The sequence below is a fragment of the Glaciecola sp. HTCC2999 genome, assembly GCF_000155775.1.
Lineage (GTDB): Bacteria > Pseudomonadota > Gammaproteobacteria > Enterobacterales > Alteromonadaceae > Opacimonas.
Map to the genome: position 1 here is coordinate 71,100 of NZ_DS989815.1, position 25,033 is coordinate 96,132.

23 protein-coding genes are annotated in these 25,033 nt (G+C 42.2%); 9 read left to right on the plus strand and 14 right to left on the minus strand.

The annotated features are described in order from the left end of the window. Nucleotides 1-2 precede the first annotated feature (2 nt). Genes tusA through rph form a run of 3 tightly spaced genes read right to left on the minus strand, consistent with a single transcriptional unit; the run spans nt 3 to nt 1,651 of the window. Nucleotides 3-248, minus strand: coding sequence for a sulfurtransferase TusA (gene tusA / locus G2999_RS10715; RefSeq protein WP_029257533.1), 246 nt, complete (start codon nt 246-248; stop codon nt 3-5). 24 nt (nt 249-272) lie between these two features. Continuing rightward, nucleotides 273-914: an orotate phosphoribosyltransferase gene (gene pyrE / locus G2999_RS10720; RefSeq protein WP_010181569.1), complete on the minus strand. Its 642-nt coding sequence runs from the start codon at nt 912-914 to the stop codon at nt 273-275. A 20-nt stretch (nt 915-934) separates the two neighbouring features. Beyond that, on the minus strand, nt 935-1,651 hold the full coding sequence (rph, locus tag G2999_RS10725; protein WP_010181571.1) for a ribonuclease PH: 717 nt from the start codon (nt 1,649-1,651) through the stop codon (nt 935-937). Between the two features lie 155 nt (nt 1,652-1,806). Between rph and G2999_RS10730 the strand changes: the two genes are divergently transcribed. Together G2999_RS10730 and G2999_RS12710 are read left to right on the plus strand one after the other, a co-directional pair. Next, complete coding sequence (locus G2999_RS10730; RefSeq protein WP_010181574.1) at nt 1,807-2,667, plus strand: YicC/YloC family endoribonuclease; 861 nt, start codon at nt 1,807-1,809, stop codon at nt 2,665-2,667. 151 nt (nt 2,668-2,818) lie between these two features. Further along, nucleotides 2,819-4,822 (plus strand): CHASE domain-containing protein, encoded by a 2,004-nt coding sequence (locus G2999_RS12710; protein WP_010181576.1) that lies wholly within the window; start codon nt 2,819-2,821, stop codon nt 4,820-4,822. An 85-nt stretch (nt 4,823-4,907) separates the two neighbouring features. Here the strand turns inward: G2999_RS12710 and G2999_RS10740 are convergent, their stop codons facing one another. Continuing rightward, nucleotides 4,908-6,887 (minus strand): alkyl/aryl-sulfatase, encoded by a 1,980-nt coding sequence (locus G2999_RS10740; RefSeq protein ID WP_156780270.1) that lies wholly within the window; start codon nt 6,885-6,887, stop codon nt 4,908-4,910. A 270-nt stretch (nt 6,888-7,157) separates the two neighbouring features. Here G2999_RS10740 and G2999_RS12405 point away from each other — a divergent pair, with 270 nt between their 5' ends. After that, nucleotides 7,158-9,776: a S9 family peptidase gene (locus tag G2999_RS12405; protein ID WP_010181580.1), complete on the plus strand. Its 2,619-nt coding sequence runs from the start codon at nt 7,158-7,160 to the stop codon at nt 9,774-9,776. Between the two features lie 25 nt (nt 9,777-9,801). Here G2999_RS12405 and G2999_RS10750 read toward each other — a convergent pair whose 3' ends face one another. Then, on the minus strand, nt 9,802-10,467 hold the full coding sequence (locus G2999_RS10750; RefSeq protein WP_010181582.1) for a bifunctional 2-polyprenyl-6-hydroxyphenol methylase/3-demethylubiquinol 3-O-methyltransferase UbiG: 666 nt from the start codon (nt 10,465-10,467) through the stop codon (nt 9,802-9,804). Between the two features lie 163 nt (nt 10,468-10,630). Between G2999_RS10750 and G2999_RS12410 the strand changes: the two genes are divergently transcribed. Both G2999_RS12410 and G2999_RS12415 read left to right on the plus strand, forming a co-directional pair. Beyond that, nucleotides 10,631-11,035 (plus strand): DUF6746 family protein, encoded by a 405-nt coding sequence (locus tag G2999_RS12410; RefSeq protein WP_010181584.1) that lies wholly within the window; start codon nt 10,631-10,633, stop codon nt 11,033-11,035. 123 nt (nt 11,036-11,158) lie between these two features. Next, nucleotides 11,159-12,553, plus strand: coding sequence for an MATE family efflux transporter (locus G2999_RS12415; RefSeq protein WP_010181586.1), 1,395 nt, complete (start codon nt 11,159-11,161; stop codon nt 12,551-12,553). A 24-nt stretch (nt 12,554-12,577) separates the two neighbouring features. Here the strand turns inward: G2999_RS12415 and hrpB are convergent, their stop codons facing one another. The 3 genes from hrpB to G2999_RS10775 form a co-directional block, all read right to left on the minus strand. After that, nucleotides 12,578-15,235, minus strand: a complete 2,658-nt coding sequence (hrpB, locus tag G2999_RS10765) for an ATP-dependent helicase HrpB (RefSeq protein WP_010181588.1) — start codon at nt 15,233-15,235, stop codon at nt 12,578-12,580. 81 nt (nt 15,236-15,316) lie between these two features. Beyond that, entirely contained in the window at nt 15,317-15,595 is a 279-nt protein-coding gene (locus tag G2999_RS10770; RefSeq protein ID WP_010181590.1) for a pyrimidine/purine nucleoside phosphorylase, read from the minus strand. Then, nucleotides 15,582-16,157, minus strand: coding sequence for a YigZ family protein (locus tag G2999_RS10775; RefSeq protein ID WP_232222453.1), 576 nt, complete (start codon nt 16,155-16,157; stop codon nt 15,582-15,584). Before G2999_RS10775 ends, G2999_RS10770 begins: the two co-directional genes overlap by 14 nt. Before the next feature lie 168 nt (nt 16,158-16,325). Here G2999_RS10775 and G2999_RS10780 point away from each other — a divergent pair, with 168 nt between their 5' ends. From G2999_RS10780 to G2999_RS10790, 3 genes are read left to right on the plus strand one after another with little or no spacing between them, the layout of a single operon-like run. Then, nucleotides 16,326-16,952 carry a tRNA-uridine aminocarboxypropyltransferase gene (locus G2999_RS10780; protein WP_083781719.1) on the plus strand — a complete coding sequence of 209 codons (627 nt, stop codon included), beginning with the start codon at nt 16,326-16,328 and terminating at the stop codon, nt 16,950-16,952. Beyond that, nucleotides 16,949-17,944, plus strand: coding sequence for a phosphotransferase (locus tag G2999_RS10785; protein ID WP_010181597.1), 996 nt, complete (start codon nt 16,949-16,951; stop codon nt 17,942-17,944). The genes G2999_RS10780 and G2999_RS10785 overlap by 4 nt, the downstream gene beginning before the upstream one ends. 48 nt (nt 17,945-17,992) lie before the next feature. Beyond that, a complete protein-coding gene (locus G2999_RS10790; protein ID WP_010181599.1) occupies nt 17,993-18,334 on the plus strand; it encodes a hypothetical protein in 342 nt (113 codons plus the stop codon). Between the two features lie 231 nt (nt 18,335-18,565). Here G2999_RS10790 and G2999_RS10795 read toward each other — a convergent pair. Next, nucleotides 18,566-19,731 (minus strand): IS3-like element ISApr1 family transposase gene (locus G2999_RS10795; protein WP_076611658.1). Its coding sequence is split into 2 segments (ribosomal slippage): nt 18,566-19,485 and nt 19,485-19,731, totalling 1,167 coding nucleotides; the frame shifts between segments, so codons are not numbered across the junction. Between the two features lie 102 nt (nt 19,732-19,833). Here G2999_RS10795 and G2999_RS10805 point away from each other — a divergent pair. Further along, the gene (locus G2999_RS10805; RefSeq protein WP_010181602.1) at nt 19,834-20,136 is read left to right on the plus strand and encodes a hypothetical protein; all 303 of its coding nucleotides are present in this window, start codon (nt 19,834-19,836) and stop codon (nt 20,134-20,136) included. Here the strand turns inward: G2999_RS10805 and G2999_RS10810 are convergent. From G2999_RS10810 to atpA, 5 genes are all read right to left on the minus strand, one after another. Then, nucleotides 20,133-20,543, minus strand: coding sequence for a secondary thiamine-phosphate synthase enzyme YjbQ (locus tag G2999_RS10810; protein WP_010181604.1), 411 nt, complete (start codon nt 20,541-20,543; stop codon nt 20,133-20,135). The two genes, G2999_RS10805 and G2999_RS10810, sit on opposite strands and share 4 nt — an antisense overlap. A 144-nt stretch (nt 20,544-20,687) precedes the next feature. Continuing rightward, on the minus strand, nt 20,688-21,101 hold the full coding sequence (locus G2999_RS10815) for a F0F1 ATP synthase subunit epsilon (RefSeq protein WP_010181606.1): 414 nt from the start codon (nt 21,099-21,101) through the stop codon (nt 20,688-20,690). Nucleotides 21,102-21,145: 44 nt separating this feature from the next. Then, nucleotides 21,146-22,528 carry a F0F1 ATP synthase subunit beta gene (atpD, locus tag G2999_RS10820; RefSeq protein ID WP_010181607.1) on the minus strand — a complete coding sequence of 461 codons (1,383 nt, stop codon included), beginning with the start codon at nt 22,526-22,528 and terminating at the stop codon, nt 21,146-21,148. Nucleotides 22,529-22,562: 34 nt separating this feature from the next. Next, the gene (atpG, locus tag G2999_RS10825; RefSeq protein ID WP_010181609.1) at nt 22,563-23,423 is read right to left on the minus strand and encodes a F0F1 ATP synthase subunit gamma; all 861 of its coding nucleotides are present in this window, start codon (nt 23,421-23,423) and stop codon (nt 22,563-22,565) included. A 61-nt stretch (nt 23,424-23,484) separates the two neighbouring features. Then, nucleotides 23,485-25,026 (minus strand): F0F1 ATP synthase subunit alpha, encoded by a 1,542-nt coding sequence (gene atpA, locus G2999_RS10830; RefSeq protein ID WP_010181610.1) that lies wholly within the window; start codon nt 25,024-25,026, stop codon nt 23,485-23,487. Between the last annotated feature and the right edge of the window lie 7 nt (nt 25,027-25,033).

Consider the following 25,033-nt stretch of genomic DNA (forward strand, 5'->3'; position numbering starts at 1 on the left):
CGCTATACGCCTTTTTTAAGCAAGTAATGAAACGGCGAAGAAGCCGTTTCACTGGCAATAAGTTCGTGTTCCATGAATCGACAAAAACTAGGAATATCACGAGTAGTGGCAGGATCATCGGCAATGACATACAGCCGCTCACCATCCTTGAGTTCACGCATTTTTTTACGGATCATCATAACCGGTTCAGGACAACGTAAACCCAACGCATCAAAATGATGCGGGGCTTGGGTATAAATCTCTGGCACAGTTGTGTTATCACTCATGAATCGTTAAATACCGTATTGTTGACGATAAGCATTAATATTAACTAGGTGCGCTTCATATTCCGGCTTACCGACTAAATAATCCACCACATCGCCTAAGGTAACAATACTCACCACCTGAGTATCGAAATCACGTTCGACTTCTTGGATAGCAGATAACTCAGCATTACCCTTTTCTTGACGATCAAGAGCAATCAATACGCCGGCTAGATTCGCTTCATGTTCGGCGATAATATTCATGGATTCACGGATCGCAGTGCCTGCGGTGATCACATCGTCTACTAACATAATGTTGCCAGTAAGCTCCGCGCCCACTAAACTGCCGCCTTCACCATGAGTTTTCGCTTCTTTACGGTTAAAGCAGTAAGGAACCGAACGTTGATATTCTGTCGCCAGCGCCACTGCCGTGGTCGTGGCAATCGGAATACCTTTATAAGCGGGACCAAACAACACATCAAACTCAATTCCTGAGTTATTGAGCGCAGCAGCATAACACTGCCCTAACAAAGCTAGGTCAGCACCGGTATTAAATAAGCCGGCGTTAAAAAAGTATGGGCTCAACCGGCCTGATTTCAACGTAAACTCACCAAAACGCAGCACGTTGCGGTTAATAGCAAATTCGATAAATTGAGTTTTATAATCTTGCATGGTGATAGTTCCGTCAATAATTAGTTATTTAAGGCTGTTTTTTGAATATCAAACAACTCGCGTAAACCATGTTTGGCCAAATCTAACATCTCTGACATCTCTTCAAAGCTAAATGGTTCGCCTTCAGCAGTGCCTTGAACTTCAATCAGCTTTCCGGTTTCTGTCATAACAACATTCATATCGGTTTCAGCATCAGAGTCTTCTAGGTATTCTAAATCAGCAATCGCGTTGCCTTTATACACACCCACTGATAAAGCTGCGATCATGTGTTTAAGCGGATTCGCTTTTAAAATGCCTTTGCTGCGCATATGGGTCAATGCGTCAACCAGTGCGACACATGCACCGGTAATTGACGCGGTACGCGTGCCACCATCTGCCTGGATCACGTCACAATCAAGTGTAATTGTATTTTCGCCTAAGAGCTTTAAATCTACAGCAGCACGTAATGAACGTGCAATCAGGCGCTGAATTTCCAACGTACGTCCACCTTGTTTACCGCGAGCCGCTTCACGGCCAGAGCGTGAATGTGTCGCGCGCGGAAGCATGCTGTACTCAGCCGTGATCCAACCTTCGCCTTTGCCTTTCATAAAGCGCGGTACGCCTTCTTCAACAGTGGCGTTACAAATGACTTTGGTGTTACCAAACTCAACCAATACCGAGCCCTCTGCGTGGCAAGTAAAGTGACGTGTGATAGTGACAGGGCGAATTTGGTTGGCTGTACGACCGCTTGGGCGCATAAAAGCTCCTAGATATAATAGGGAGAAAAGAATTAATTCTATTATAGCGTATTCACAATTCGATGAAAAAAGAAAAATCAGTTACAATTTAGCTATTGTTTGATCGCGTGTACGGTACAGGCGGTTTTTGATAGCTATTATTTAAGGATTTCATCGTGATTTATAGTATGACCGCATTTGCTCGTCGTGAATTAAAAGCCTCCTGGGGCAGTGCAGTGTGGGAAATCCGCTCGGTGAATCAACGCTATCTTGAAACGTTTTTCCGCTTCCCAGAAGCTTATCGAAGCTTAGAGCCAGTCTTGCGTGAACGTTTTCGTAAAAAGCTCCAGCGTGGAAAAGTAGAGTGCCAATTACGTGTGATGCTTAACGCCAGCAACAACGCAAAAATCAATGTTAATCAGAAGCTTGCAGCACAACTTATTCAAGCTGCAGAGTCACTGCCTATTGAAGGTCCATCAAGCCTGAATCGTCTAGAGGTTTTACAATGGCCAGGTGTCGTCGAAGCCCAAGAGATGGATATGGATGCGATGAGTAAAGACTTACTAGCTGAATTTGATTTGACCTTGAAAGACTTCTTAGCCGCCCGAGCTAGTGAAGGTGAAAATATGGCTGCGTTAGTTGAGCAACGTCTTGTCGGTGTCTTAGCAGAGGTCGAGAAAGTCAAAGCACGCATGCCAGAAGTATTATCATGGCAACAAGAAAAGATCCGTAACAAATTTGAAGAAGCGCAAGTTGAACTAGATAGTCAACGTGTTGAGCAAGAGCTCGTGTTACTCGCTCAAAAACTGGATGTAGCAGAGGAACTAGATCGTTTAGTCTCGCACGTATCCGAAACGCGTGGGATTATGAAAAAAGGCGGTGCGATCGGTCGCCGATTAGATTTCATGATGCAAGAGTTTAATCGTGAATCGAACACATTAGGTAGTAAATCGATTAATACTGAAATCACCCAAAGTGCAGTCGAGTTAAAGGTGTTAATTGAGCAGGTACGAGAGCAGATCCAGAATATAGAATAAATTTCTGTTTGTGTCTTATCTTATTTAATTACCCAGCTTATGCTGGGTTTTTTTATGACCGATAACCACAAAGAAAATTCGCATTATTCAAATCATGTTCTATATTTGATGATAAGTGTGTTTTTTTATTTATTCGTTAGTTGGGTGTTATATGGATTTTTCACGTGTTGTCTTTTGGATAAGTCTAGCAACGGTTTTATTATTATTAATTTTGGGCTGGCATGAAATTCGTGAAAATTCAGAAGAGCACGCGATACGAAAATTTGAAATAACAACACAACACGAAGTAGATATTTTAAAAAAGCGAATGAAAGAATATGAGCGAGTATTAAGAGGTGCTGCTGGACTTTACTATAGTAGTAATGACATCACCCGAGATGAATGGAGAAAATATTACCAATCTTTACAGCTCGATTTATCACTTCCTGGGATCCAAGCACTAGGGTTCTCAAAAATATTTCCCAAAGATAAGCTCCCCGCTATTGAAAACGAAATACATAGTACAGGATATCCTGAGTTTTCAGTTTATCCTGTAGGCGATCGTGAAACTTATAGTGCAATCGTTTTTATAGAACCTTTTGATGAAAGAAACTCCAAGGCATTTGGCTACGACATGTACTCCAACCCTGTACGTAGAGAAGCGATGCAACGAGCAATCAAAACAGGTCTACCTTCATGGTCAAATAGTGTCACCCTTGTGCAGGAAATAGATGATGACATACAGAAAGGAGTGTTAGTTTATTTACCCGTCTATAACAAGGGGGAAATGGCACGCTCAGAAGTTGAAAGGCAGCAAGCTATACATGGATTTAGTTACAGTGCTTTTCGAATTAAAGACATGATGTCAAAAATTTTCGATCAGCGACAAAAAACGTTTGATTTACAAATATACGAAGATGAAATAGCAAAAGACAAACTACTCTTCAGCTCAGGAGAACACTTTGAATCAGCAAAATTGACCGAAATTTATAACATTCATTTGGGTGGTGTTGAATGGGTAGCCGTGTTTACCAATAATTCAACCTTTTTTGAGAATGATGATGATTATTTAGAAAATTGGCTGTTAGGATTAGGAGTGTTGGTAATATTACTTGTCGCCGCCGGAATTCTTATTGACGATCATAAGCGTAAACAACTTAGTGAACTTAACAATTCAATGGAAAAGCGCTTTCAAGATTCTATAATAATGGCTGAATTGACAGAAATGTTACAATCTTGCAGCCATATTAAAGATGCATATCCAATTATTGCACAAAGTATGCAGAATTTATTACCAGACCTATCTGGTGCTTGTTATATTTTAAATAATTCTGAAACACTGTTAATACAGCAACAAGTTTGGGGTAATAAAACACTCTTTACAGAGACATTTCACCAATATGATTGTTGGTCAATCAAGCGCAGTGCAATACATAATTCGTATGATCAAAATTTAATCGAAACCAAATGCAATCACTTCACTAACAATGCTAATGGATTATGCGTACCATTATTGTCACAAGGTAAATTAATCGGTGTATTGAGTTTTTCATTATCACCAAATCAAGTACAACAAATACCTAAACAAGACATTGATTTAATTTCTTCTATTTCTGACATGATTAGTTTATCACTTGCAAATTTACAGTTACGTGTGGCCTTACATAACTTATCAATGCGGGATGCTTTGACCGGTCTTTATAATCGTCGCTTTATCGAAGAATGTATTCAACGAGAAATTGATAGGGCATCTAGAAATAGCTCCTCTCTTATAATCGTAATGGCAGATCTAGACCATTTTAAACATATTAACGACAATTACGGGCATGATGCTGGGGATGCAGTGTTGAAAACAATCAGCCAGTTGTTCGTCGGTTTTCGAAATGGTTACGATATTGTTTCTCGTTATGGCGGTGAAGAGTTTTTATTCCTGCTTACCGATATTTCTCAAGAAAACGCATTTCAACGTCTAGAAAAATTACGTTTACAAATAGAGGATTTAAAGGTTGAAACTGGCGGACATGTTATCGATAGCTTATCAATATCGATTGGCGCTGCTACTTTCCCTGAAATGGGGACAGAAAAAGAGATATTAATTAATCGCGCAGATGAAGCAATGTACTTAGCCAAAAACAACGGTAGAAATCAAATCGCTTTTTACACTCCAAAACAGTAATGCTGATAATCACAATGGATTAATGTAACCGCATCAACACGCAGCCAACATCAATCCATTGTTAATAACTCAGCCCATCATCTTACTATGGTGTCACAATATTAAACCAAAATGGAAACTCATCCAGTAAACTAAATAATTGATTTAATATCCGGATATCCCCTGCAAAAGAAGCCTTTCCTGACGCGAGTAAATCGCGCAGCGCTACTTGTTTTAGAATCACTAGCGTCCAATCCTCACGACTTATCGTCAAGCTAAGATCAGCATCCTGAACCGTCACACCTTCAATATTCGTTAACGTTGCATTACTCAGTTCAACTAAGTACTCCCGCCCCTCATCGGTGAACGTAAAATTAATTTTGAATGCTTCACTCTCGGCTCGCTTTGCGTTCACTTTGACTGCCAAATAATCAAACAACAACCCAGTATCCATCGCTTGTAAAAATGATGGTCCGGGGCGGGTAATATTGCTCGTTGGCAGCACACCATCACGCAATTCTTTAGCACCTGTTAGATAGGTATTGCGCCAACCCGCACTCTCCGCTTGGTAGCCCATTTGCTCATATATATTCGCCAATAGACGCTTGGCTGGTATGTAATTAGGCTGAGCAAATACGAGTTTGTTTAGCAGCTCTGCTCCCCAACGATACTCACCCTTGTCATGCGCTTCCTGTGCTAGTGTCATGACTTGCTTTTCCCCCCCCATTGCTGCGACATATTTAGGTGCCGAATCCGCAGGAGACAGGCGATCTAAATTCGCTGGATTCATATCAAAATACCCTAAGTATTTATTCATGATCCCTTGGGCGTTATGCTTATAACTACCGTGATATCCGCGGTTATACCATTCATGTTGTAAGCTATCTGGCACATTGATTTCGTTGTGGATTTCGTTAATCGTTACGCCTTGGTTCGCCAAATGCAATGTTTCATTATGTAAGTATGCATACATATCACGCTGTTTTTTTAAATATGTTTGAATGTCTTCATTACCCCAGCGCGGCCATGAATGAGACGCAAAAATGATTTCTGCCTGTTGCCCATAGCCATACACCATTTCATTGATGAATTTACTCCAGGCTAGAGCATCACGAGCAGCGGCACCACGCAGTGTATAAACATTATGCATTGTCCCTATTACATTCTCTGCCGCCCAAAACGCCTTATCTTTTGGGAAATACGTATTCATTTCTGCAGGTGATTCGCCGCCTGGTGTGTTGATAAACACCATCTCCACGCCATCAATGATCATCACACGCTCATTCTCATCAATTTCGACCGTCGGCTTAATCAAACCAAACATACCTATCGAAAGCCCTTTGCCGATCGCAGCATCTACTTGACCTGTCGCACCTTTTGGTAGGACATTCCCGTATTGGAAAATAGCTCGACGGGTCATGACATTGCCGGCTAGGACATTTTCTTTTATTGCATGCTCCATAAAACCACTTGGCGCAATAATAGGAATATTGTGTTGTTTCACTTGCTCTGGCGTGACAACACCTAGAACACCACCAAAATGATCCGCATGTGCATGGCTATAAACCACCCCTGTGACCGGTCTTTGTCCCAAAGTATCATTAACTAATTTCAACGCTGCTTTGGCTGTTGCTGGGGTTAGCAATGGGTCAAATACAATCCAGCCGGTATCGCCTTTGATGACGGTGAAATTAGATAAGTCATAACCTCTGACTTGGTAAATATTTTCGGTAATTTTAAATAACCCATATTGGTAATTTAAGCGCGCTTGTCTAAGTAAACTCGGATTTACCGACGCATGGTCTTCAAGTAAAAACTGATAATTGCCTAATTCCCAGGCTAACGTCCCATCGTCATTGAATATCTCAACTTGCTCAGGTCGAACAATTAAGCCTTTTTCTGCTAGGGCAAAGTCCTTTTTATTCGCAAAGGGCAACGCTTGCTTGACTTCATTTTGCTTGGTGATGGTATGTGATGAGGCCGGCTTTGCGCTAGAACGCTTTTCTGCTACCTCCGCAGCAACGTTATGAATGTGTAGTAAGTAAAAACCACATATAAACACAAAACTTAAGCGAGAAAAATTCATGATCAAACCATTGTTAATATTTTGTAAACATGCTCGCATCATAACTCAACTGTTTAATCATATGAACCTATTGCAGCAAAATTAACGAAGCTTCCTACGTAGAATTTTACCAACCAATTTGAAACACCAATGATTCAATTAAAGACTCATTGACTCTATCATCATCTTAAACTGTCGCCAGTTGCCCACTCTCCTTCAATCTATTACACTCACATATCAATTAAAAGCTCATAAAAAGCTGACATCCGTCACAATCAAAAGAGAACAATAATGAAAACATCCTCTCTACCTACGACACCTGTAAACAACCAACATAATGCGATTTTACTGACATTGTTGTTGTATATGGGACTGATATTACTCGCGTTATCTTCAGCGAATGCATTGGCGTACTACTTTGAAAGTGATCAGGCTACAGGAGTTGCAGACGTTCAAAATGAATTTAGTAATAGTGCCGAAAAAGTCAAACAGGTGGTAAGCACAGATTTGATCACCAAAATTACCCTTACCAACGACGCTGACACCTCAAACATCAAAGACCATCAGTTCCCCGATTCTGTCCAACAAAACCTGATCAACTTTATCAGTGATAAAATCGACCATGACCAGCGTATTACTGTTTTTAACGACACCCGGACATGGACCGCTCTGACCGGCGAGACAGCAGGCACACATTTACTTCGCTTTTCCATACTGCCACAACGTTATACCACAGGGTCATTGACGGTTGAAGGTGCCCAAAACGTGTCGTTGTATCTAAATGAACAAGCACAAATCGGTAAATCGAGCTTTGATGTGACACTATTAAATCAAGATTATCGTGCGCTGATGATCGTATCTGGCGTTGAAAATTGGCAAAACGTTAGTATTTCATGGACTCCAAAAAACGCATCAAAGCACAATGACACCAACACGGTATCCTCGCTTGCGTTTGATAATGATCAAAATAAGCAGCGCCCCACTATGCGCCAGTTTTTTGATAGCCAAACAGTAGGTACATTGAATCTATCTCCCGATGGTCGATGGTTACTGTGGTCAAAACAGCACTACTCGGATCTGGGTGGCGATACCGCCCATAGATTGGTTGAAATCCTAGATATGAGCACCCAACAAGTAGCCTACCGCTTCCAAGCAATGCGTCCAGGTAATGTAGACTGGCGTGCAGATAGCCAAGCAATGGTCTTTACCCATAACAACACATTGTTTGAATTGACCACCGGCAACTGGCAGCTCAAAACCCTTGCCACCGATGTTAAGAGAGTAGGTAGCGTCCATTACGTGAATAACGACCAACTCTTATTTACCTGGAGTAAACCTGAAAAAGCGCCAAGTACCATTACCAAGCGCTACCGTGCACTGCAAGACCGCTGGAGTTATTGGCGCGGTGAACAACAACTGCACCTCATGGATATTGAATCAGGCCTTATCAAACAGCTTACGCAAAATCCGTTGAAAAGCTATCTACTGGACATTGACCCAACCACCCAAAGTGCATTGATTTCACGCTCACCGGTAGATTATGCCAAACCGCCACATAGTCTTACTCAGCTGATTGAATTGAATATCGCGACCGGCACAGAAACCCTATTAGGTGAATATCGCACTTTCAACTCAGCACAGTATCATAAAGACGGCATTGTCATCGTCGCAGGCCCTAATTTTAAAGCCGGTCTAGGGCTTAATCTCAAAACTGCTACCTTAGCCAATGACTATGATGGTCAGCTTTATCTCATGGCGCGAGACAACCCAGAAAAAGTCACTGCGCTGTCGCTTAATTTTGACCCGAGTATTCGTCGCGTTGAGAACCTTGCAAGTGGTGAACTATTATTAAGTGCAACGATTGAAGATCGCGTACAATTGTTTAATGTTGATATTAATAAGCAAACATTTACTCAGCATACTCTCAATGCAGATGTGATCAACGGCTTTTCCGTGTCAAATACCAAGCGCCCAACACTGGTATATAAGGGTTCAACAGCCACAACCCCGCAAAAAGTCATTGCGACTTCTTTAAAGCGTAGTAAAGACATCACCCTATTTGATAGCGCGGCTCAAGACTTTGCGAACAACACCTTTATCGATATCAAAGACTGGGATTACACCACCAAATCAGGCCAATTCATTGATGGTCGTGTGTATTACCCTGATAACTTTGATCCCAATAAACAATACCCTGCCATCGTCTATTACTATGGTGGCACCTCTCCTGTGACACGGGGCTTTACCGGACGCTATCCATTTAATTGGTATGCCTCAATGGGTTATGTGGTGTATGTACTACAGCCGTCAGGCACCTTTGGTTATGGACAGGATTTTTCGGGACGCCATGTTAACGCGTGGGGCATTAATACTGCCGATGAAATCATTGAAAGTACCCAAGCGTTTGTCGCGGCCCACCCCTTTGTGGATAAAGATAAATTAGGCAATATGGGGGCATCCTATGGTGGGTTCATGACCATGCATTTGGCCACCAAAACCGATATGTTTGCCGCCTCAATTTCACATGCGGGGATCAGTAATCTAACGTCCTATTGGGGCTATGGCTGGTGGGGTTATGGTTATAAAGGCATTGCAACACGTGGTAATTGGCCGTGGAATAATCGCGAACTCTATGTGGGACAAAGTCCTGTTTATAGCGCAGATAAAGTCACTACACCGATCTTATTAGTACATGGTGATGCTGATACCAATGTACCTGTAAATGAGAGTCATCAAATGTATACGGCATTAAAATTGCTGAACCAAGATGTCGAACTTATCGAGTTTTTAGGCGATGATCATCATATTAATTCCCGTGAACACCGTTTTAGATGGTGGCAAACTAAGTTAGCGTATTTTGATAAATACTTAAAAGATGAGCCTGAGTGGTGGGAAGTACTGTATCCTTAATTTGTTGGTGGTAATGTAATTACTCTTACTGACTCTGTTTGACCAGCATCACCGTTTGCCAAGTCACATCATCTCGGCCCAACCTATCAGACTGAGCTTCTGGCGTTAATAAGCGATAACTCAGTCCAAATTGACGGGCCAATTGCGCTAACTCGTCGGCGCTCACGTCATGCATCACCCGTTCGTCATGACAAGCACCATGACGCAATGAGATTATTAATCTGCCGCTGGGTTTGAGTAATGAGCTGAGTTTACGCAGCGCGCGTTCACGCTGGGAGGCAGGAATGTGCATCCACACCGCACTGAGTAGTATCAAATCAAATTTCACCTGCAAGGCAAACACTTGCTTTAACTCTGGCAAACTATCATCGAGCCAGTGGATACTACCTTGAGTTTGGGTATGCTGAGTGTTGGAATATTGAATCTCAGTATACTCTGTGTCGGCACCAGAATAAGCTTGAGCGACTTCACGAATACCATTAGCGGGCTCCACTGCCACCACACTGAACCCTTTACTCGCTAAAAAACGCGCATCACGACCTGAACCCGCGCCTACATCGAGTGCCATACCTGGCTCAGGTAAATGCAATAGCCAGTCTTTGTGCACATCGGTCACAGCCACATCGTCGTATTGGGCTGCGAGGCGTGTTGCATGCTCTGAATAAAAAGTGATATTGCGATCGGTCGACATTAACAAGGGTGCTTTATTAGGAACGTATAATGACTCTATCAAAGTCTCAGCCAAAAAAGAATGGGGGACAAGTCATCGAAGAAAACTCTTGTTGTAATCGCAAATGATAACCATTATCATCTTTGGGCGTGTTAATTATTCCTTTACCCTAACGAGATCTTTTATGTTTATGTCATTATTCACTCTGCGCCGTTTACTACTTGTTACTGCTGCCGTCTCCACTATCACTAGCACAGCAGTCCTTGCATCCGAATCAAGCCATTTTGAGCCCGTTGCCTCGCCTGATCTAACCTCTGCACTATGCAACCTAACTACTTATAACGCGGAATTAAGCGCTATTAAAGATAAAACCGAGCTAACCACCTTAGACATGGTCAAAGTACATGAACTGACTTACACTTTGGAACAGGCAGTTGCTCAGCTTAAGTCCCAAATAGATAAGGCAGCCCTTGCTTTAGAAGAGGTTCATATCGCATCAGAATCACTCGATCAACACATTATCAAAGCAGAGTCCAACAAGTACCTTGACCCGATCATGCAAATGACTCAACCTGCCACTTGCCAATGAATTACTTAATCAACGTTTACAAACTATTGTCGCAGCCTTAGAAAAAGAGGTAGACTCAATGCCACCTCATGTTGACAAAGAATTACTGCAACTAGCGTATACACAGCTAGGCATTCAACCCTAATGCTATCAGACCCGATCAAAAAAATACTCACCCTCGCTATCCCAATGATCCTGGCGAACCTATCACAGCCATTATTGGGGTTAGTAGATACGGCAGTGTTAGGACACTTAGATTCCCCTGCCTTTTTAGCTGGGGCTGCTGTGGGCGCGTTTTTTATCTCACAGTTATTATGGATCTGCGGGTTTTTACGCATGTCCATGACCGGACTTTCGGCGCAAAGTTTTGGACTATTTAACGCTGCAATAGCACGTGAGGCTGACACTCAACAACACACACACCAATCGACTTCAATCCAAACCAACACGCCTAAAATAGGCCGTTTAGATGATCTCTCTCGCGCCTGTATTATTGCCATGATCTTGGGTATGGGTTTAATGCTCGCCAGTCCATTTTGGTTAGAATTACTCTTTGGTTGGACAACGTTAAGCGGTTTAGCCGCGCAAAGCCTGTCTGACTATGTTGTTATTCGCTTTTATAATGTCCCCATTGCGTTATTAAATTTGGTATTGATCGGTTATTTAGTGGGTCAACAACAAGCGCGCCTCGTCATGACAATCCAAATTGTCGGCAATGCATTAAATATCGCTCTCAATCTTGTACTTGCCGTATATTTAGATATGGCTGTAAAAGGTGTGGCCTATGCGACCGTCATTGCTGAGTGGGCAATGTTGTTGATGGCACTATCTGGCATCTACAGTGCAACTATAAAAGCCCCACATTTAGCTTCCTTTGCTTTGTTCTCTGAACAGTGGCGCACGTTAGCGAAATTTAAACGCATCTTGAGCCTTAATCGCGACCTGTTTCTTCGCTCGATTTTCTTGCAAGGTTGCTTAGCGTTTGTGACCTACCGTGGTGCACGTTATGGGGTTACCGAAGCGGCGGTGAACGCGATTTTGATGCAATTTTTCATCATCATCGCATTAGGACTAGACGGCATTGCTTATGCCATCGAAGCGGTGGTTGGGGAATCAGAGGGTAAAACGGATAAACGCCAACGCTGGCGCTATATTATCGCTAGTATCCAATGCTCTACGGTATTAGGCATTGTATTTTGTTTCATTTTTGCATTTGGCTTTGACCAAATACTCCACTTACTCACCGCGCAAACCAATATCATCAGCGCAGCTCAAGCGTACTATTGGATTATCCTTGCGCTGCCTTTGATTGCCCATTGGTGTTACTGTTTAGACGGCATATATATCGGGCTCACCCGTGGTGATGTGATGCGTAACAGTATGTTTATTAGTGCGCTATTTGGCTTTATGGGTGTGTATGTACTTACATCGCAATACGATAATATGGCGCTATGGTTTGCGCTACTCGGACTGCAAGCCATGCGCGGTATCACCTTAGGCTGGCACTTGAAACGCCATTATTCAATCTCTAGTTATTAACTTTCCACTGCCATTAATGAATCATTAGGTGGTATTTTTCGGTTTTATCGAACGACCAGGCCGTTCCTCTAACGGTTTTTCTGGCCATCGATGTTTTGGATAACGCCCCTTCATATCTTTGCGCACATCAAAATATGAATGCGTCCAGAAATGCGCGAGGTCACTAGTGGTTTGTAAATCTCTCCGGGCAGGTGAGAGAAGCGTAAAACATAAGGGTACTTGACCATTGGCGAGTAACGGCGAGGTTAACTGACCAAACATTTCTTGTAACACAATATGCACTGACGGTGCTTGGTGTTTGGAATAAGTGATGTGGCATGACAGCCCACTGGGAGCGGTATATTTTACCGGTGCGTGTTTAGCCAGAAATTGTTGTTGCTCATATGTCAATATCGCTTCTAGTAAAGGCATTAACGCTAATTGTTGTAACTGTCTGATGGTTTTGATGCCATGACAATAAGGCAACAACCAGTCATTCAGGTGTCCTAATAAATACGCCTCATCAATCAATGGCAACTCATCTGGGCAATATTCTGCTAACCATTGCACCCGCAGACTCCATTGTTCACAACGTTTATCCCATTGTAAAAAACGCAGCCCTTGCTCGGCCACGACTTGCATAAAGCACGGTATTAACACCTCATCGGGGATGGTGGAAAGCGGCGTTTCATTTATCACTAACTGCCCGATACGAGTTTGTCGACGTCCAGTGATTTTATTATTCGCCACACTATATTCATAAACGTTTTCAGTATTCACACTATCTAGTTGCATGATCACCGCTTCGCTGACTGCCAATGCAAGAAACACTCGACCATCATTGTTTTGTCCATCACAATCTACAATCACCAGCCAAAGCGAACTGGCTAAGGGTTCATTGGGCATCAGACTCACACCCCGACCATTGGCCATGGTATAGGATATTTTTTGCGATAAATCAGGATCTGCGGCGCGGCGTTTTGCAATTCTATCCACAAATGCAACCGCACATAAACGAGCACTCATCGTTGCGACATCACTAATTTGGCCTAATGCATCATAAAACGCTTGGCGTGAATGGGTTGTTTGGATGTTACCGGTGATTTGTCCAAACCAACGAAGCGCCAGTTGCTGAATATGGTGCAAGCTCCCTTTCGATGAACGCGAGGTGATCAATGTATGAATAACTGCGCTAAGACGGGCCAGCACATCGACCCCAAAGTGTTGCTGGACAAATGCTGGATCATTGGCAATATCCCGCTCGGTAAGAAGCGCCGCAAGCACACAAGCTAAAGCTTGCTCTACGGTACTATCAGCACTAAGTAGCATCGCGCCCAAACGGGGCTCTATTCCCATGTCTAAGAGCTGTTGCCCTTTAGTGCTGAGCTGACCTTGAGATTGAATTAACGCTAGTGAGGTATTTAATTGCAAAGCATGTTCAATGTGGGCTGTAGGCGGAGTATCTAACCAGTTTGCTGCTAGCGGATCATGGATCCCCCACGCGCTGAGCTCCAACGTAAATGCCGATAAATCGGTATTATTAATGGCCAACGGTGCAAAATCGGCTAGCTGATATTGCTGGGTTTCACTCCACAAGCGAATGCAATGTCCAGCTTGGACACGTCCTGCTCGACCGGCGCGCTGATCGGCGGATGATTTGGCGATGCGCTGAGTCACTAATTTCGTTAATCCACTTTTGACATCAAATAACGCGGATTTTTCTAAACCCGTATCAATCACCATCGTCACATTCGGGATCGTCACACTGGTTTCAGCAATATTTGTCGCAAAGATAATGCGCCTCGGTGGATTTGACGAAACCGATTCGGAAGCAGTCGCAGAGGACGATGATGCTGGGGAATATAATGCAGAAGATGGGCGGATGATTTCCTCTTGTGCGCTGAGCGACATTGCCCCATAAAGCGCATAACAAGCGATTTTCGATTGGTCTTTTAAGCGTGTTTCACATTGATTCATCGCCGCATGAATAGCCCCTTGGCTGGGCAAAAACACTAACACATCACCATGATCACTGAGCTGTACTAATGCATGCTCAAGCGCATCAGACACCATACTGGCAATATCACGATTTGATAGACGATTCATGGACTGATGCTTCGATAGTTTTGGTGGATGATAGCTTATCTCCACAGGAAAACTGCGACCTGGACAATCAATCACTCGAGCACCACCCAAATAATCCGACACACTGAGGGTATCCATGGTCGCTGACATGACTAATACCCGTAAATCGTCACGCAACCCTTCTTGGACTTCTCGGCACAGTAACAATGCCAGATCTGCATGGACAGCACGTTCATGAAATTCATCAAATATCACGACACTGACATCGGCTAACTCAGGATCGGACTGTAATCGACGCGTTAAAATCCCTTCAGTGATCACTTCAATTCGCGTTTGTTGACTCACATTACGCTCATGACGAATTTGATAACCGACTGTGTGCCCGACAGATTCACCAAGTTGATATGCCAGATAATGTGCAATTGATTTTACTGCGACACGGCGTGGCTCAAGGATCAATATTTTACCCGTTACCCATGACGCAGATAACAATGATAATGGCACTTGCGTTGATTTACCGGCACCAGGTTGCGCCGCTAACACAACGCAATCATCGACGGTAAGAATTTCATGTAATGTCGATAATATGCCGTGGATAGGTAGGGATTCAGTATTCATAATATCGACAACAATACCTATTTTTGAAAGAGAGTTAACCCAACACCCTTAACCTTTACACAATGTATAAATTCACGAAGACTAACTGTAATAACACAGATAAGCGCAATGTTCTTCAATCTTCACATTAAACTCGACGCCAGCTTCCACGTGAAATGCGTTACCTTGGACAATTTCTTCCCATGTGTCTTTACCAGGTAACTTGACAGACATAGTACCGTGAACCACTACCATTTTTTCTTTTTGTGAAGTACCAAACGTATATTCACCAGGTGCCATTACACCCGAACTTACCGCACCGTCTTTGGAATCAAAACCAATTGAAAAGACATTATCATCAAAATATTTATTTACTTTCATCGTTTATAGTTACCATTTGGATATGTTGTTTAAACGCCACAGCTGTCACTTTGGGGACGGAGACACTCAGCAGCACTGTATCACTGTATTGACAAGCATCAATATTACCTTGGTGCTGTTCGACAATATGACGTACAAATTGCTCGTCCTTAAATGATACCGTTAAGTGTATGGGTATGCGAGGAATAAACGTATGAGTTTGTAACTGTTCTAGCGCCATGGCAGTGGCTCGGCTATATGCTCTAACTAACCCACCAGCACCTAATTTAATCCCTCCAAAATAACGACTAATAACGACCATCACATCGCCAATGTCATTGTGTTGTAACACATTTAACATGGGTTTACCTGCTGTACCGCTTGGCTCTCCATCATCATTAGAGGCAAGTGATAATGGCTTTGCTGGCGCTCCTAGCAAGTAAGCCCAACAATGATGACGCGCATCGGGATATTGCTCTTGCTGTGTCGCGAGCACTTGCATAGCCATGTCTCTCGTTTCTGCTAAAGCAGCATGCGCATGAAATAAGCTCTTCTTTTCTTCAAACGTTACGCTTACGGGCAACGTAGGCAATTGATAGTTAATAAAAATCTCAACTTAATTAAATGATATTTATAGTAAGAGGTATTGAAAAAACGATAAAGGCAATGTGTTAATCCGAAATAGACGTAATCAACATTATATTAGATAATCGAGGCGATATTTTCGATAAGGCCTGTTATTCTATTCTGGATGAAAAACTCTAAACGACCATTATGTCAGCAATGCCATTACCCTCTTAAGACTTGTGTATGTCACGTTCTTTTGCCAATGTCTGTACCTGCAAATATTACTATCATACAAGATCCAAGTGAAACACTACATGCGAAAAATACTGCTAGGCTATTAACGCTTGCGATCCCATCATGTCAAATTGTCACATTAGATGGTATTACCGAATGGCCTCAGACTTTAATTAAACAAAATCAGTGCACTGTTGTTATTTATCCATCAGAAAACGCACAACCTATAGAAACATTGTATTTAGCATCGGACATGTCCTTAGACGAAAAACTGGCTGGCATTGAACATATTATCTTATTAGATGGTAGCTGGCGTAAAACTCGAAAGCTATGGTTAAGTTACCCTGAACTTCAGCAATGCACTACGCTGACATTTAGTAATGCACCATCCACTCAATATGCCATACGAAAAACGACACAATCACATAGTATGTCGACACTTGAAGCTTGTGCGTACACATTAGAACAATTGTTTGATTCTGACACGAGTGTTTTATATGCATTATTAAATGCTATGCAATCACATTGGCAAAGACATGAGCCGCATACTAAGACCAATATTGAAGATCCCATATGATCCAACATTCAATTATCAAAATTCTTACTCAGCAATTTAACACCTCTAATATTGAATACATTGAAACTGTGCAATCATTGTGGAGTGGTTATGGCAGTATTTCCCGTTATCGCATAGATACTCAGTCGGTAATAGTCAAAACCATTGATATTCAGACACAGCAGCGCGAACATCCAAGAGGCTGGCAAACCAATTTTGCGCATCAACGTAAAATTTCATCATACCAAAACGAATGCATTTTCTATAATACGCTTGCACCACTCTCTCATGCATCAGCCCGTGTACCTGCGTGTTTATATCAACATCACGATAATGATGTCATTGTATTAGTATTAGAAGATCTAGACGCTTTTGGATTTAACGTGCGTTTAAATGATGCGCAGACACTTGATATTGCTAAACAGGTTCTGCATTGGTTAGCTCACTTTCATATACAGTTTTTACAAGTTGACCGCGGCTATCCACACCCCTCCCCCGTGGTATTAGATCGACAATGGTCACGCGGGTCATACTGGCATTTAGCTACCCGTCCTGATGAATTTCAAAACATGCCAGATTCAGCGTTGAAACGTGCCGCACATCAACTTGATGACGCCTTACAGCATGCTCAATATCAAACACTAATACATGGTGATGCGAAAATCGCTAACTTTTGTTTTGATATGACGTTACATCAAGTCGCTGCGGTTGATTTCCAATATTGTGGTAAAGGAGTAGGCATCGTTGATGTCATGTATTTTTTAGGCAGCGCCCTATCCAATTCTCAATTAACTCAACATGCTGATGAATTAGTGACATATTATTTTTCACACATTCACAATGTACTTAATGATAGAGATGGACAAGTTGATGTTGCAGCATTAATCACTGAATGGGAGAGTTTATATTGTGTTGCATGGGCTGATTTTGAGCGCTTTTTAGTCGGTTGGTCACCCGGACATAAAAAACTACATGCTTACAGTAAGGCACAAACGCTTTTAGCTATTTCTTAATCATCAGGTATAATGATTTGGTGTGTTAGAAAATAGGAAGTAAGTATTATGGAAACAAGTAATACATATTTTAAGTTCCTACATTTAGCTCAAGCAGTTCAAAAACTGCCTACTTTTCCTGAATTAGATTCAGTAGAAGAACGGTTATTGAATGTTTGTGCCAGTGTATGGTTTAGTGATATGAAAATCTCAGTTACCGAGATTGCTAATATGTTACCTGGAACCTCAGAAAGAACCAGCCATAGACGCATAAAATCATTATTACAAAAAAATATGATCGTGTTAAAGACCGACGACAAAGACAGGCGGGTTAAATATATTGTACCCACACAACTGTCAGATAAATATTTCAAAAAAATGGAAGATTGTTTGCAATTAGCAACACGCTAATCAGTCTATTATTTGTATTGAAGTGTTTTTAAAAACCCGCATTATAATGAGCCCTCATTTTTTGGACCCTTTATTCAGCGGGTTTTTTAGTTTGATATCAGCAACACCGATTTTGTTATCAATGGAATTTATCGATGAAAATATTATTACTCTGTATTTTGATATCTCTTAGTACTGCTACAAAAGCAGAAGAATTTACATGACGTGGTCAACATATTTCGGACAACCCAGTTAAGCAACTTTTTGTAGTTTTACCATTTCCTGCTCATACTGATTTGGGCTTTGATACCCCAGATATGAATGCAGTCTATAGCTGTTATAGAACATCGTGATGTAATTCAAGATATCCTGTTGTGCTTCGTATCGAGTTTGGTAGTTTCGCCAATGAACCCGTTCGTTTTTCAAGCTGCCGAAGAAACTTTCAGCAACGGCATTATCCCAACAATCGCCTTTTCTGCTCATGCTGCCAACTAGGCCATGAGCGTTAAGTAATTTACGATACTCGTGACTGGCATATTGCGAGCCACGGTCGGTATGCACAATTAATCCTTTCTCTGGTTTTCGCTGCCATATTGCCATTCTCAGCGCGTCAATTACCAGCTTTGCTTTCATCCTTGAGCTCATGCTCCAACCAACGATTTTACGCGAGTACAAATCAATCACGATGGCTAAGTACAACCAACCTTCTCGCGTCCATATGTAAGTAATATCAGAAACATACGCTTTGTTAGGCGCATCCACAGTAAACTCACGATTGAGCACATTATCAAACAACGGCTTGTTATGGTTACTGTCTGTTGTCACCTTATATTTCTTGCGATAACGAACCCACACCTTGGCTTCAAGCATTAGCTTCTTCGCCTTTTGGCGACTCACTGGATAGCCTAAACAATTCAGGGCATGCTTCATTCTGCGGCTGCCATACGTGTTATCACTAGCGACAGCTATCTTTTTCACCCACTCGATCATATCAGCATGAGTAGGGTCTATTTCTTGTTCTATCTTCGCCCAACGGTAAAAGCCGCTGCGCTTCACCCCTAACAATTGACACATTCTGTCAACGGGATAGGTCTTCTTATTTTGGGCAATGAAGCGGTACTTTACTTCATTTCTTTGGCAAAAAAGACCGTTGCTTCCTTTAAAATGTTTTTGTCCATTTCAAGCTGGCGAACCTTTGCTCTCAGTTGCCTAATTTCTTCTTGCTCTGGCGTCAGCTTGCCATTACCACGAAACGCCTGACCATCATTATCTTGTTCGTGTTCTTTCATCCAACGGGTAATCAGATTTGGATTAATCTCCAAGCTTCTTGCCGCTTCAGCTCGACTGAACTTCTGATCAACCACTAGGCTGATAGCGTCTAACTTAAATTCTTTTGAATATTTTTTTCTAGCATTCATAATGCACTCCAGTTTTGAGAATTATCTCTTATCTAGAGTGTCCGAATCAAATCTACCACCTCAACATTTAGTGCTGGTTTAGGTTATCAGTTTGGTGGGGCATTGGGTATACAGAGTGCCTATGTCAAAAATGATGCTCGCTGCAGGTTAAGCTTAGGCTTACTTGGTGCGACTGCAGGATATGATTATGCGCTAAATGAACATGTTTCATTCGGTTTGCAACTAGGATGGATAGTCGGAGCAGAAGGTGCGGGTATCAATATAAACTATTTCCCGAACAGTACTTTTGATGATGGCTTTGTCGTTGGATTAGATTTTCTATACACCACGGATCCTGAGTTTCCCTTTGTTAAAGATAATGAGCCTAACAGTGCCGTATTATTGAGTATTGGATACCAATTTTAGCTTTGAACCGTAACTATTAAGCGTCGATTACCACCATGATTACGATGCTCACCTAAATAAATACCTTGCCAGGTACCAAGTGCTAAGTGTCCGTTGATAACAGGAATAGAGACATGGTTACCAATCAATGCTGCTTTAATATGTGCAGGCATATCATCGTCACCTTCATAAGTATGTGTATATAAGGCTAATCGTTCTGGTACTAAATAATTAATGAATGTTTCCATGTCATCCCTAACGCTAGCATCAGCGTTTTCATTGATACTTATTGAGGCGCTGGTATGTTTGATAAATATCTGTACGACAGCTTCAGCAGGTAAATTAGGTAGTCCCTGTTCGATATGGTGTGTAATTAGGTGAAACCCTCTTGAATAGCTTGGTAACGTAATTTGATAGTGGTTGATCATAAAATAGCGTCCAACATTTTATTGAATATAAGTTGAGTCTATTTACTTTCCTCAATCGTTGCTACAAGTATCTTGCAAGGTAATATAATTTTATAGGCAATAAAAAACCCGCTTAAAGCGGGTCTTTGTATAACAATACAACTGTTATTTACGTAATTGCTGAATCAATCTTAATTGAGCAAGTGCTTCTTCAAGCTGTATGCTTGCTGCATTATGGTCAAAATCAGCGCCAGGATTCGCTATGGATTCCTCAGCTTGACGTTTAGCCTCTTCAGCGGTGCTCTCGTCCAAATCATCAGCGCGAATAGCTGTATCAGCTAACACGGTAACGGTGTGCGGTTGAATTTCTAGTGTTCCACCAGCAATATAGATAAAATCTTCTTTGCCGTTTTGCACTAAACGCACCATACCTGGACGGATATTAGTGATAAGTGGTGCGTGACCAGGATGTATTCCTAGCTCACCTTCACTACCTGTCACTTGAATCGCTTCAACGGCACCAGAAAAAATCGCTTCTTCTGCACTTACCACATCTAAATGTACGGTAGCTTCTGCCATGTGACCTCCTATATTAGGTAATTGTGTAGCATGGAGCTAAAGCCTTAGGCTTTAGCTTTTTCCAATGCTTCGTCAATAGAACCAACCATATAGAATGCTTGCTCTGGCATATCATCGTAATCACCTGCAAGAATACCTTTAAAGCCACTGATAGTGTCTTTAAGAGATACGTACTTACCTGGAGAACCAGTAAATACTTCTGCAACGAAGAATGGCTGTGATAAGAAACGCTGGATTTTACGAGCGCGTGTTACCACTTGCTTATCTTCTTCAGATAATTCGTCCATACCTAGAATCGCGATGATGTCTTTAAGCTCTTTATAACGCTGAAGAGTCGTTTGAACGCCCTGTGCAGTGTCATAGTGCTCTTGACCGACAACTAATGGATCTAACTGACGTGAAGTCGAATCTAGAGGATCTACCGCTGGGTAAATACCTAATGATGCGATATCACGAGAAAGTACAACTGTTGCATCTAAGTGAGCAAAGGTTGTTGCTGGAGATGGATCCGTTAAATCATCCGCAGGTACGTATACCGCTTGGATAGACGTGATTGAACCTTTCTTAGTTGATGTAATACGCTCTTGAAGTACACCCATTTCTTCAGCTAGTGTAGGCTGATAACCTACTGCTGATGGCATACGACCTAGAAGTGCTGATACTTCAGTTCCTGCTAGAGTATAACGATAGATGTTATCAACGAAGAATAGTACATCACGGCCTTCATCACGGAATTTTTCAGCCATAGTTAGACCTGTTAGTGCAACACGTAAACGGTTACCAGGAGGCTCATTCATTTGACCGTAAACTAACGATACTTTATCAAGTACGTTAGAGTCGTTCATTTCGTGATAGAAATCGTTACCTTCACGAGTACGCTCACCTACACCAGCAAATACTGAGTAACCGCTGTGCTCGATCGCGATGTTACGAATCAATTCCATCATGTTAACAGTTTTACCAACACCGGCACCACCGAACAATCCAACTTTACCACCTTTAGCGAACGGGCATACTAAGTCGATAACTTTGATACCAGTTTCAAGTAGTTCAACTGAACTTGATTGTTCTTCGTAGCTTGGTGCTTCACGGTGAATAGACATACGCTCTTCTTCACCGATTGGACCTGCTTCATCAATAGGATTACCTAATACATCCATGATTCGACCTAAGGTCTTAGTACCTACTGGTACTTGAATCGGTGCATTTGTATTATCTACTGCTAAACCACGACGTAAACCATCTGTAGTACCTAATGCGATACTACGAACAACTCCGCCACCTAATTGCTGTTGCACTTCCAGGGTTAGCCCTGCTAAGTCACCGTCGGTCACTTTTAGTGCGTCATAAACACGTGGCACTGCGTCTTGTGGAAATTCAATATCCACAACAGCACCAATGATTTGGACGACCTTACCTTGACTCATAATTTGTCCTCTATATACCTTATTAAACCTTTGCCTACACCGCTGCCGCGCCGCCAACAATCTCACTGATTTCTTGTGTGATTGCTGCTTGACGTGCTTTGTTGTATACCAGTTGCAATTCGTCGATTAAGTTACCGGCATTATCTGTTGCCGCCTTCATCGCTACCATTCGTGCTGCTTGTTCAGAAGCTACGTTTTCGACAACGCCTTGATATACCTGAGATTCAATATAACGAACCATTAATGTTTCCAAAATTTCTCTTGGATCTGGCTCGTAGATGTAATCCCAGCGGTGTTGTACGCTTTCATTTTCTGATTTAGGCAAAGGTAACAATTGATTGATCACCGGCTCTTGTACCATAGTGCTCGCAAAATGATTGAACACTAAATGGATTTGGTCTAGTTCACCCGCGTCATATGCATCTAGCATGACACGAACGACACCAACCACATCACTGACAGAGGGCTTATCACCTAATCCTGATTCTGCTGCTAAAACAGAACCACCAAAACGTGAGAAGAAACCAACCGCTTTGGAACCGATAGCTGCAAACGCAACCTCAACTCCGTTCTCGCGCTTAGCTTGTACATCTTTGGCTACTTTCTTGAATAAGTTGGAGTTTAAACCTCCGCATAATCCACGATCTGTAGATACTACGATGTAGCCGACACGTTTGACCTCTCTCGCTTCCATATATGGATGGCGATATTCGAGGTTACCATTGGCAATGTGACCAATCACTTTTAGCATGTTTTGTGCATATGGACGGCCAGAAGCCATACGATCTTGCGCCTTTTTAATCTTAGACGCTGCCATCATTTCCATTGCACTAGTAATCTTTTGAGTATTTTTAATACTCCCAATCTTACCTTTTATCTCTTTACCGCTAGCCATGACTATTTCTCCGATTACCTAACGAAACGCTCTAGTAAGTTACCTTACCAGAGCTCATTGATTACCACGTTTGTGTATTACAAAACGTTGTTAAAGCATCGTTTAGTTGCTTTTCAATGTCGTCGTTATAGTTACCTGTTTCATTGATAGTCTTGACTAACTCAGCTTGCTCTGCACCCATGTAAGAGTGAAGTGCCGCTTCAAAATCTAGTACCTTGTTCAACTCAACGTCTTTCAAGAAACCTTTTTCTATCGCGAACAGGGAAACAGCAGTATTAGCAACCGATAACGGTGCATACTGGTTCTGTTTCATTAATTCGGTTGCACGCTCACCATGCTCTAATTGAGCACGAGTTGCATCATCAAGGTCAGATGCAAATTGCGAGAACGCCGCTAATTCACGATACTGAGCAAGTGCTAGACGGATACCACCACCTAGTTTCTTGATGATTTTAGTTTGCGCTGCACCACCAACACGAGATACTGAAATACCCGCATTTACCGCTGGGCGAATACCCGCGTTAAATAAGTCAGTTTCTAAGAAGATCTGACCATCGGTAATTGAGATTACGTTAGTTGGTACGAATGCAGATACGTCACCGGCTTGCGTTTCAATGATAGGTAACGCAGTTAAAGAACCCGTTTGACCTTTCACTTCACCGTTTGTAAATTTCTCTACATAGTCAGCGTTTACACGAGCAGCACGCTCAAGTAGACGTGAATGTAGATAGAATACGTCACCAGGGTATGCTTCACGACCAGGAGGACGTTTTAATAGTAATGATACTTGACGGTAAGCAACAGCTTGCTTAGACAAATCATCATATACGATTAATGCATCTTCACCGCGGTCACGGAAGTATTCACCCATAGTACAACCAGAATACGCTGACAAGTACTGCAATGCTGCAGACTCAGATGCTGATGCTGCCACTACGATAGTGTTAGCAAGTGCACCGTGCTCTTCTAGTTTGCGTACTACGTTAGCGATAGTAGAGGCCTTTTGGCCAATCGCTACGTAAACACATTTAATGCCTGTATTTTTTTGGTTAATGATGGCATCGATAGCTAATGCAGTTTTACCCGTTTGACGGTCACCGATAACTAGCTCACGCTGGCCACGACCGATTGGGATCATTGAGTCAACAGATTTGTAACCTGTTTGAACTGGCTGATCAACTGATTGACGTTCGATAACACCCGGTGCAATTTTTTCAACTGGCTCAAAACCAGCAGCTTCGATTGCGCCTTTACCATCAATTGGCTCACCTAGTGTGTTAACAACACGACCTAGTAGACCTGGGCCTACTGGTACTTCTAAGATACGACCAGTTGATTGTACTTTATTACCTTCTTGAAGGTCCTGATATGGACCCATAACTACTGCACCAACAGAATCTCGTTCTAAGTTAAGTGCGATAGCGTAACGATTTCCAGGAAGCTCGATCATTTCCCCTTGCATTACATCGGCTAGGCCGGTAATACGGATGATACCGTCGGTAACACCGACAATTGTACCTTCATTGCGAGCTTCACTTACTACTTCAAACTTCTCAATTCGTTTTTTGATTAGTTCTGCAATTTCAGTGGAATTAAGTTGCATGCTCTTA

What these genes read in the sequence shown, in the direction of transcription:
- atpD (WP_010181607.1), bottom strand. Translation starts at nt 22,528, where the DNA reads ATGAGTCAAGGTAAGGTCGTCCAAATCATTGGTGCTGTTGTGGATATT.
- G2999_RS10740 (WP_156780270.1), bottom strand. Translation starts at nt 6,887, where the DNA reads ATGAATTTTTCTCGCTTAAGTTTTGTGTTTATATGTGGTTTTTACTTA.
- G2999_RS12410 (WP_010181584.1), top strand. Translation starts at nt 10,631, where the DNA reads ATGTTTATGTCATTATTCACTCTGCGCCGTTTACTACTTGTTACTGCT.
- G2999_RS10750 (WP_010181582.1), bottom strand. Translation starts at nt 10,467, where the DNA reads ATGTCGACCGATCGCAATATCACTTTTTATTCAGAGCATGCAACACGC.
- G2999_RS12415 (WP_010181586.1), top strand. Translation starts at nt 11,159, where the DNA reads ATGCTATCAGACCCGATCAAAAAAATACTCACCCTCGCTATCCCAATG.
- rph (WP_010181571.1), bottom strand. Translation starts at nt 1,651, where the DNA reads ATGCGCCCAAGCGGTCGTACAGCCAACCAAATTCGCCCTGTCACTATC.
- atpG (WP_010181609.1), bottom strand. Translation starts at nt 23,423, where the DNA reads ATGGCTAGCGGTAAAGAGATAAAAGGTAAGATTGGGAGTATTAAAAAT.
- G2999_RS12710 (WP_010181576.1), top strand. Translation starts at nt 2,819, where the DNA reads ATGGATTTTTCACGTGTTGTCTTTTGGATAAGTCTAGCAACGGTTTTA.
- G2999_RS12405 (WP_010181580.1), top strand. Translation starts at nt 7,158, where the DNA reads ATGAAAACATCCTCTCTACCTACGACACCTGTAAACAACCAACATAAT.
- G2999_RS10780 (WP_083781719.1), top strand. Translation starts at nt 16,326, where the DNA reads ATGAAAAACTCTAAACGACCATTATGTCAGCAATGCCATTACCCTCTT.
- atpA (WP_010181610.1), bottom strand. Translation starts at nt 25,026, where the DNA reads ATGCAACTTAATTCCACTGAAATTGCAGAACTAATCAAAAAACGAATT.
- hrpB (WP_010181588.1), bottom strand. Translation starts at nt 15,235, where the DNA reads ATGAATACTGAATCCCTACCTATCCACGGCATATTATCGACATTACAT.
- G2999_RS10785 (WP_010181597.1), top strand. Translation starts at nt 16,949, where the DNA reads ATGATCCAACATTCAATTATCAAAATTCTTACTCAGCAATTTAACACC.
- G2999_RS10815 (WP_010181606.1), bottom strand. Translation starts at nt 21,101, where the DNA reads ATGGCAGAAGCTACCGTACATTTAGATGTGGTAAGTGCAGAAGAAGCG.
- pyrE (WP_010181569.1), bottom strand. Translation starts at nt 914, where the DNA reads ATGCAAGATTATAAAACTCAATTTATCGAATTTGCTATTAACCGCAAC.
- G2999_RS10790 (WP_010181599.1), top strand. Translation starts at nt 17,993, where the DNA reads ATGGAAACAAGTAATACATATTTTAAGTTCCTACATTTAGCTCAAGCA.
- G2999_RS10770 (WP_010181590.1), bottom strand. Translation starts at nt 15,595, where the DNA reads ATGAAAGTAAATAAATATTTTGATGATAATGTCTTTTCAATTGGTTTT.
- G2999_RS10810 (WP_010181604.1), bottom strand. Translation starts at nt 20,543, where the DNA reads ATGATCAACCACTATCAAATTACGTTACCAAGCTATTCAAGAGGGTTT.